Genomic DNA, 8,844 nt, shown 5'->3' with positions numbered 1-8,844 from the left:
AACTTCGTGCTCTCATAAAAAGTGCTCCTCACTAGTCGGAAACTGATTTCTCAGTCCAACTAATGGGGAGCACTTCAGTTTTGGTTGGGGCGTTATTTCTGCGCTTTTAGCTTCGTGCTTTACGACGCAGTTTGAGCCGCGCGTGTAGTTATTAGGCTACGAAGCGACGACGTGCGAAGAATGCTACGGCGCCGAGCAGTGCCATAACAGCAACTGCAGCCATGCCGCGAGCAACGGTGTTGTTACCGGTTTCTGCAGCCATACCACGTGGGGCAGCCTTGGTTACGCCAGTGGTGTCGATGTCAGCAGCTTTGCCAGCCTCGGCTGGGTTTGCCTTGGCAGCGTCGGTCTTCTGCTTGATGTCAGCGCCGTGCTGCTTCAGTAGTTCTTCGGACTTCTTTTTCTCTTCTGCGGTTGGCTCAGCATTGACGCGGTCCTTGGACGGAACCAGGGTCTTGCCATCCTTGTTCAGGAAGTGCCAAACACCGCCGATGAGCAAGCCCAGGCCTGCCAGTCCGGCTACGAGGCCAGCAGCTGCGGCAGCGTTGCTGCTGCCAGGGGTGCCTGGTGTAGTTGCTTCGCAAATCTGGCTTGCGTCCTTGATGTCACCGCGCGCGGTGTTCCACAGGTTGCGATCCTTCACGTAGAACGGGGTTTCACCGGTCTCGTTGAGGTAGCAGGTGGTGCCGTTAATTTCTTTGGTCTTTGGCAGAGCGCCGAACTCACCGTCGATGGCAGGGTCAACGTAGCCCAGGATCTTGTTCGCTGGAACCTGTGCACGTGGCGTGTTCCACAGTGCGGAATCGCTGACGTAGAACGGCTCGGCGCCGGTCTCGTTCAGGTAGTAGGTAACGCCATCGACAACCTTGGTCTTAGCTGGGGCGCCAACTTCCTCGCCCTCGTTGTTAGTGGCAGGAGGTTTTGTGTCGGTCCCGGTTACATTGTTATCCGGGTTTGCATCGGCTGCAGTTGCTACGCCGAGTACGACTCCAACTTGTTCAGCTTCTGGGCGTGGGCTGTGAATGTGAGTAGGATCGCTTACGTAAAAAGGTTCGTCTGGATCTGTTGTGTTCAGGTAACCAGTTTTGCCGTCAAAGTCTTTGGTGGCTTTTGGCGTGGTTATGTGTGTGTCGGTCTCCTGTGCATCAGCGACAGGCAGCGAGGACAGGGACAGTGAGCCGGCCATCAGAGCGGCGATGGCGAGCTTGGTTGAGTTCTTCATAGAGTGCTCCTGGGGAAGGCTTGGGTACAGAACCAAATGCTGCACAGGAAAATTTGCAGCTCGGATATTCACATTAGTCACTTCCTTCACTTCCGCAAGCCAATTATTCGAGTGTGCTTATAGGAAGCTGGGAATAGGGGGTGAAATTCGAGTGGTGTAATTCTGTCGGTGTTGAAGGCAAAAATTGGATTTGGTACTAGAGATTTTCTGTACCCTAAGGCAGGTGCGAATCCTCCGCAGGGGCTCCCTTGGATTGGTTAAAATCCGGTATCACCTGGGTGTTTCGGTGCTGGATCTTCCATGGCAGGCTGTGGCGCGTTGTTTGTGACGCCTTGGTATTGCCAACCGACTACTGCGTTGCGGATAGAGGTTTGAAATAATGGTTGTACGCAGCTGATAGTCAGTAATCTGCCGGGGGTGGCAGATTCGCCCCAAATATTTGGGTCACCTGCAAGCAGCTCTTTTTGTGGAGAATGCATGTCCGTTGCTTCATACACCAACCACTGATCACCAGAAGTGGCCGTGCGCAGATACAATTTGTCTCCCATTGAGACTTTGTGTTCATCGTTGCTGCCGTCGTAAAGCTCATCAAATACCCCGGCGACTCCAGCACCGGTATGGCCAGCAATTACGACGATGTCATCGGCATCGGTGCCAGGCAAGGAATACGGGCGGTCGTCGGCAGTATAGGTACACGCATATTCCATGGTTGCGGGGTCAATCGCGCCGTCTTTCACCCGGCAGGCTTCATCTTCGAACACTGCGTACATGTCCAAGGCCGGAATCATCATTTCGACGGCCGGGGCAGGTTCAATATGCATCACAGGTTCGGGCACAATCTCTTTAGCAACCACCTCATCCAACTCTTCTTGTGGTGGGCGCTCAATATGGCTAGCACCAAAAACCGTTCCTACAAGCACCAAGAGCACGGTCAGAACGGTTCCCGTGCCAACACGCTTGGGGTTTTCCCGAGCAAAAACCGCGATCTCATTGGAATAAGCCACGGCCTTTTCCACTGCGGACGAACCACCGGACGATTTCGCGTGGCGGGGGCGGTGTTGAGACATGATATTCAGCTCCGGAAAAGAAAAAGCGGGCGAGAATATGGTTAATGCTAACCATATTCTCGCCCTGTGACTATTCCACTGTCTTGCGCAGACGGTGAAAGTCTTACGCAGCCGGTACTACGAATACTCGACGTTTGGCTCTAGCTATTACTGCAGACCCAAATCTCTGCGCACGATCCCCAGGTCAGGTTGTTGTTCTGGCGCCGGATGGTCGGGCATATTGCGCAGCATATACGCCAGTTTTTGCATGTGGTTCCAGATCGCGGTGCGGTATTCTGCAGGGATCGTTTTCTCATCGATCTTGTCTAACGAGCGCCCCATCAATTCGAGCCAACGCTCCGCTGCAGCGGTATCAATCGGAAATTCAGCATGACGCATGCGCAGTCGGGGTGCCCCACGACGCTCATTAAACAACTTCGGCCCACCCCAAAACTGCACTAAAAACCACAACAAGCGGTCGCGGGCACCGGCGAAATCTTGCTCCGGGTACATCGGCGCCAGGATGTCGTCGTCAGGAACCTGGGCGTAGAAACCGTCGACAAGCGTCTCGAAGGTTTCCATTCCGCCGATGGCTTCAAAGACAGAACCCGGGCGCTCACCGGAACGAATGTCTTGGCTATGACTGTGAGCGTCCAAGTGGCTCGCCTCCTGGGCCAGCAATACCAATGCCGTATGGGTATGGAGTCTTGATACCGGCCTCAGCCAGCTCGTTCATGATCAAACCGTTCATCACACGCATAACGTGCCACTGCTCTCCAGGCATGGTAATCACAGAAACACGGTAGGACAGGTAATCCGGGTTGAACTCGGAAGCACCCTGAATTTCTGGAGCCTCCATGATCTCGTTGGCGCACCGCTCGTCGGCAGCAGCCTTGGACATGGCTTCGGTAAGCACTTTCCAAACCTTGTTTTGGTCGTTGCTGTGGCTGACCGGAATCTGGAAACGCGCGATCGACCAATCGCTGGAGTGGTTTGCGACCTTCAAAATCTCACCATTGCGCACGTGCCACAGTGCACCGTCGATATCGCGCAGGGAAGTGATGCGCAGCGAAATTTCCTCGATCTCTCCCATGGTGCCGTCGCCCAAGTCGACGACGTCGCCGATGCCGTACTGATCTTCGATCAGCATGAAAATACCGGACAGGAAGTCCTGAACCAGCGATTGTGCGCCAAAACCAAGGGCCACACCGACGATACCGGCGGAAGCGATCAGCGGGCCGACGTTAATGCCGACGACATCCAAGATCGCAATGACCGCCCACACCCAGACAAAAATGGCGACGGCAGACTTCGCCACACCGGAAAGCGTCTTGATACGCGACTTCCGGCGGTTCTCCCGCGATTTTTCCATCAGCGCAATCTGATGCAACTTCTCCGCATCTGGCTCTGGAATCTCATGAGAATTCCGTGATTCGGAACGAGACTCGGGGGTCTTCTTACGACCATTTTTCATGTTGTGGTTGGCCAGTTTGTTGATGCCGCGCACCAAAATCCAGTGCGCCAGCAACGCGAAGACAATAATCAGGCCGATATAAATCGGACGTTGGAACAACCAGGCCTGGGTTTCTGGGTTATTCCACCAATTGTTGACAGTATTTACCGTTTCTTCGGCAGAAGGCACCGAAGGAACAGAATTTGATGCGAGTTGAAAAATATTCGTGCTCATCTCATCCTTAACTCTTTGCTTTGGCAATCGATTTCCGCTGCAACTTCGGCCATCTTACGGAATTTCGCTGCAAGTTTCCTGTGAGTGTTGCGGTGATTTCCGCAATACGGTCCGCGTATCTGGATTATGGTGGAAGGCATGAATTCACCTGCAGAAAATAATCTGACCCCGCACCGGATTCCCGCACCGGAGTACCCGGCTGCGCACCACAAACTCACTGCCGATGCCAAAGCTGATTACCTCAACGGCTTTAGCTCGGCCGCGATCCACGCTGGTTACGAGCCGGACTCGCACATCGGATCCGTCAACGTCCCGATTTATGCCTCGACAACCTACGCCCAGGACGGTTTGGCCAGCCTACGCGGAGGGTTTGAATATGGACGCGTGGCTAACCCGACGGTACGCAGCCTGGAGACTACCCTGGCTGCTTTAGAAAAGGCTCCGTACGCTCGTGTGTTTTCCTCGGGCATGGCAGCCACCGATACTTTGTTGCGGATCTTGCTGCGCCCAGGCGACCACATGATCTTAGGCAACGACGCCTACGGCGGAACATGGCGCTTGATCGAGTCTGTCTTTAAGCCGTGGGGGGTTGATTACACCGTCGTCAACACGTGCGACGTCAACGAGCTGGCGGGCGCGATCCGCGACAACACCCGCGTGATTTGGCTGGAAACTCCAACCAACCCTGCGCTATCCATCAGCGATATTTCTGCCATCGCAGAGGTCAAAGGTGGCGCCTCCCTGGTGGTGGACAATACTTTTGCCTCCCCATATTTGCAGAACCCAATCAGCTTGGGTGCAGATCACGTGCTGCATTCGACCACCAAGTATTTGGGTGGACACTCTGATGTCGTCGGTGGGGCAGTGGTCACCGCTGATAAAGACGTCGACGCTGAACTGCTGTGGTTCCAGGGGGCCGTCGGTTCTATTGCCTCGCCATTCGATGCCTACCTGACCACCCGCGGCATCAAAACTCTCTCGGTGCGCATGGACCGGCACTGCGATAACGCAGAAAAGATCGCGGAGTTTTTCCAGTCCCGCCCAGAGATCAAATCTGTGCTTTATCCAGGCTTAAGTGAACACCCGGGTCACGAGACCGCTACCAAGCAGATGAAGCGCTATGGCGCGATGATGTCCGTGCGCTTCCACAGCGAGGAAGCAGCGAAACAATTCTGTCTGAACACCACGCTGTTCCTACTGGCAGAATCGCTCGGTGGCGTGGAGTCTCTGGTAGAACACCCAACCAGCATGACGCACGTTTCCGCCGAAGGCTCCGAACTTTCCCCACCAGCTGATCTGGTGCGCCTGTCCATCGGCATCGAGGATATCGACGATCTCATTGCTGATCTCACGCACGCATTGGACAAGTTGGACGAAAAATAGCGTAGAAATCCAGCCGAAAAACTTACCTAAAAATACGGAGTCGACATGACACAGGAAAAACAAACCCAGCCAGAACAAGCCCAGTCCGAACAGCCACGCAAGATTGCCGTTGTTACCGGGGCAACCGGTGGTATGGGCAGTGAGATCGCTGCTGACCTTTCGCGTGACCATGTCGTGTACGCCCTGGGGCGTAACCAAGAAGGCCTCGACGCGCTCGCGGAATGCGCCAACATCACCCCGGTGCAGGCTGATCTGGTGGCAGAATTGCTTGCCGACGACGCGCAGCCCGGCACTCAGCTTGCCGACGTCCTCGGCTTGGACACAGTCGACGTCGTCGTGCACGCCGCGGCGATTGCAGAAAAGAAATCGGTCGACGATGCCGCCCCGGCCGATTGGCGCAAGCACTTCGACATTAACGTCTTCGCTGCCGCAGAGCTGACCCGCCAGTTGCTGCCAGCCCTGCGGAAAACCGAAGGCGATGTCATTTACATCAACTCCGGAGCCGGCCACGGAGGGCACCCGAACAATGTCGTCTACGCAGCCACCAAGCATGCGCTGTATGCCGTAGCTGACTGCTTGCGCAAGGACGAACGCGATATCCGCGTGACTACCGTCGCGCCGGGCCCTACGGATACCGCGATGTTGGAAGGCTTGATGGGCGACTACAACGCCGAGCACATGATTGCCCCAGCGGAAGTAGCCCGTGCCGTGCGTTCCTGCGTGGAGGCTGGGCCCACCACGCAGTTCACCGAGCTGCGGGTGCGCCCACGCATTGAGCTAGCAGACCGCTAATTACTCGCCACGGTCGATGCGCTGGTTGCGCAGGGCACGAGCAGTGCGATCGCGGCCTTCCAGCACGAGTCGACGCAAGCCGGCCGGTATATCGCCAGCCAGGAAGTCGTCGGCACGCTGCAAGCCTTCTTCCGTCTTGTCCCACGTTGGGTAGGTGCCGGTCAATACCGCCAGCGCCATTTCTGGGGAGAATTCCGCCCAGACTTTCTGCGCGTCGGCGAAGTATGCCTCGTTGAATTGCTCCAGGTGCTTCGCCGAACCCGTAAAGGTCAGCCCCAGCATCTTGAAGCGGGCTTCCAAGTTGCCCAACTCGCCGGTGCGCAGTTCATCCCAGATGCGCTTCTTATTCTCGTCGCTGTTGATAGCGGCCTCGACCTGGAGCGCAGCCTGCGCGCCAGACGAGGTTTTGTCCAGCTCACGCTGTTGGGCGATCTTTTCGCGTATGGCGGCTTCCTCACCGATGGCGCCGTCGGCAGCCAGTGCAGTCAGAGCCTTCCAGCGCAGGCCGGCGTCCTCGTCGTTATCCAGGATGTTTTGCAGGTATGCGCGGGTGGAATCAACCAACGGCAGGTGAGACAGAGTCTTGATGAAGATCAAGGCACGGTCTTCGCTGCCGTTTTCTGCGGCCGCTTGGAACGCTTCACCGAGCAACTGTGCGCCTTCGGCCTTTGCCCAGTCTTGGTCCGCATAGGCCGTGAGAGCGGTGACAGCCTGGCCAGTGATGCGTTCCAGCACCGCCATTTCGGTTTCTGCCTGCGCACCGCGGGCGACCAGCTGCACGAAATCCCGTGCCTTCAGGCTGCCGTCGCGGGTCATCTCCCAGGCGGCAGACCAGCACAACGTGCGAGCCATCGGATCGGCGATCTTGTCGATGTGCTGCAATAGCGTGGCCAGGGAGCGCTCGTCGAGTTCCGGTAGGCAGTAGGTTAGGTCGTCGTCGTTGACCAGCACGAGGTCTGCAACTGGTGTGCCGACCAGCTCGTCGACGTTGGTGAACTCGCCGTCGATATCCAGCTCGACGCGCTTGGTGCGCACCACCTTCTGCGACTCTTCGTCGAAACGGTACAGCCCCACGGCGATGCGGTGGGTGCGCAGGGTCTCGCCGGCCTGGTGCACGGCAAAAGACGTGTAGGTCTTGCCATCATCCTCGGTGCGGGCAGCCAAGGTGTTGACACCAGTGGTCTTCAGCCACTGCTGTGCCCACCAGCTCAGGTCACGGCCGGAAGCATCCTCCAAGTGGCCCAGCAAATCTTCGAAGGTGGCGTTGCCGAATTTGTGTGCCTCGAAGTGGCGACGCACACCGGCGAAGAATTCCTCGCGGCCGACATAAGCTTGCAGTTGTTTCAGCACCGAAGCGCCCTTGGCGTAGGTGATGCCGTCGAAGTTCTGCTCGACGGTCTCGATGTCCGAGGCATCGGTGGAGATCGGGTGCGTCGTCGGCAGCTGATCCTGCTGGTAGGCCCAAGATTTTTCGATGTTCGCGAAGGTGACCCACGCGGTGTCGTACTGAGTTTCTTCGGCCTGTGAGATCGCCGAGGCCCAGGTGGCAAAGGACTCATTGAGCCACAGGTCATCCCACCACTGCATGGTCACCAGGTCGCCAAACCACATGTGCGCCATTTCGTGCAAGAAGGTATCGGCACGGCGTTCGTACTGGTAGTGGGTGGCTTTGTTGTGGAAGACGAACTCGTCGCGGTGGGTGACGCAACCGGCGTTTTCCATCGCGCCCATGTTGAATTCTGGGCACAGAACCTGGTCGTATTTGCCGAATGGGTAGGCAATGCCGAAGTTGCGGTGATAGAAATCAAAGCCCTGCTTGGTTTCGGTGAACAGGCGCTCGGCATCGAGGTGTTTGGCCAGTGATTGGCGGCAGAACAGTGCCAGCGGCACGGTAATTTCGCGCTCTTCCTCGCTGGTTTCTGGGTGCGCGGTGAGAGTGCCCGTCCATTCGTCGCTGACCTGGTAGTAGTGGCCGGCGCACACAGCGATCAGGTAGGTGGAAAGCTGGTAGCCGATCCGTGAATTCCATTCGCGGGAATCGCCATTATCGGTAACCGTGGAGGTCTCGTTGGTAATCACGGTCCAGTCGTGCGGGGCGGTGATAGAGAAATCGTAGGTCGCCTTCATATCCGGCTGGTCGAAGCACGCCAGGATGCGTTTCGCATCGGCAGTTTCGCATTGCGAGTACAGATAAACCCGGTCATCAGCCGGATCGACGAAGCGGTGCAGACCCTGCCCGGTGCGGGAATAAGGGATGCGCGCGGTGACATCAACGCTGTGACGTCCCGGTTCCAGCCCCTGCAGCGGGATGCCGTGCTCGGCATCGTAATCAGTCGGCTTTTCGGCGCTGTCGATAAAAAGCTCCACGATTTCATCGGCACGCAAATCCAGGAAGGTATCTGCCTGCTGGCCTTCGCGGACTTCGAAGTCGACGACGGTGTGGGAGGTGAAAAATTTCTCGGAGACGGTCAGATCCAGCGCCACCTTATAGTTGTGCACTTTGATCTGTCGTGAGCGCTGTTGAGCCTCGTCGCGTGTCAGGTTTAGAGAAGTCACGGAATGAATCACCTTTCTTCTGCGTTGTAGTAATTACTGCGGTTGGTCCATGCTACGGCCGGTCGATGTTGCGGCCAGTGCCACAGAACTATTAGGTCATGAAGTTGTTCGCACCCAGCTTAATGTCTCCGTAGGATCAGTGGTGGCGGATTTACTCT

At 56.7% G+C, this 8,844-nt stretch carries 7 protein-coding genes; 2 read left to right on the top strand and 5 right to left on the bottom strand.

The window, feature by feature from the left end; all coding sequences use genetic code 11:
- Positions 1-151: 151 nt before the first annotated feature.
- The 4 genes from A5774_RS07665 to A5774_RS07650 all read right to left on the bottom strand — a co-directional run bounded on the left by A5774_RS07665 (position 152) and on the right by A5774_RS07650 (position 3,955).
- On the bottom strand, positions 152-1,222 hold the full coding sequence (locus A5774_RS07665; RefSeq protein ID WP_064834184.1) for a hypothetical protein: 1,071 nt from the start codon (positions 1,220-1,222) through the stop codon (positions 152-154).
- Between the two features lie 257 nt (positions 1,223-1,479).
- Entirely contained in the window at positions 1,480-2,289 is an 810-nt protein-coding gene (locus A5774_RS11545) for a hypothetical protein (RefSeq protein WP_064834182.1), read from the bottom strand.
- A 147-nt stretch (positions 2,290-2,436) separates the two neighbouring features.
- On the bottom strand, positions 2,437-2,925 hold the full coding sequence (locus A5774_RS07655) for a globin (RefSeq protein ID WP_051619313.1): 489 nt from the start codon (positions 2,923-2,925) through the stop codon (positions 2,437-2,439).
- Complete coding sequence (locus A5774_RS07650) at positions 2,906-3,955, bottom strand: mechanosensitive ion channel family protein (RefSeq protein WP_021353168.1); 1,050 nt, start codon at positions 3,953-3,955, stop codon at positions 2,906-2,908. Before A5774_RS07650 ends, A5774_RS07655 begins: the two co-directional genes overlap by 20 nt.
- Before the next feature lie 138 nt (positions 3,956-4,093).
- Between A5774_RS07650 and A5774_RS07645 the strand changes: the two genes are divergently transcribed.
- Both A5774_RS07645 and A5774_RS07640 read left to right on the top strand, forming a co-directional pair.
- On the top strand, positions 4,094-5,338 hold the full coding sequence (locus tag A5774_RS07645; RefSeq protein ID WP_231892383.1) for a cystathionine gamma-synthase: 1,245 nt from the start codon (positions 4,094-4,096) through the stop codon (positions 5,336-5,338).
- 45 nt (positions 5,339-5,383) lie between these two features.
- Positions 5,384-6,130, top strand: a complete 747-nt coding sequence (locus A5774_RS07640; RefSeq protein WP_064834180.1) for an SDR family oxidoreductase — start codon at positions 5,384-5,386, stop codon at positions 6,128-6,130.
- Here the strand turns inward: A5774_RS07640 and pepN are convergent, their stop codons facing one another.
- Positions 6,131-8,686, bottom strand: a complete 2,556-nt coding sequence (gene pepN, locus A5774_RS07635) for an aminopeptidase N (RefSeq protein WP_064834178.1) — start codon at positions 8,684-8,686, stop codon at positions 6,131-6,133.
- Positions 8,687-8,844: the final 158 nt, after the last annotated feature.

The sequence above is a fragment of the Corynebacterium sp. EPI-003-04-2554_SCH2473622 genome (assembly GCF_001665955.1).
GTDB classification, from domain to species: Bacteria; Actinomycetota; Actinomycetes; order Mycobacteriales; family Mycobacteriaceae; genus Corynebacterium; species Corynebacterium pseudodiphtheriticum.
This window is presented reverse-complemented; position numbering and strand designations above follow the sequence as displayed.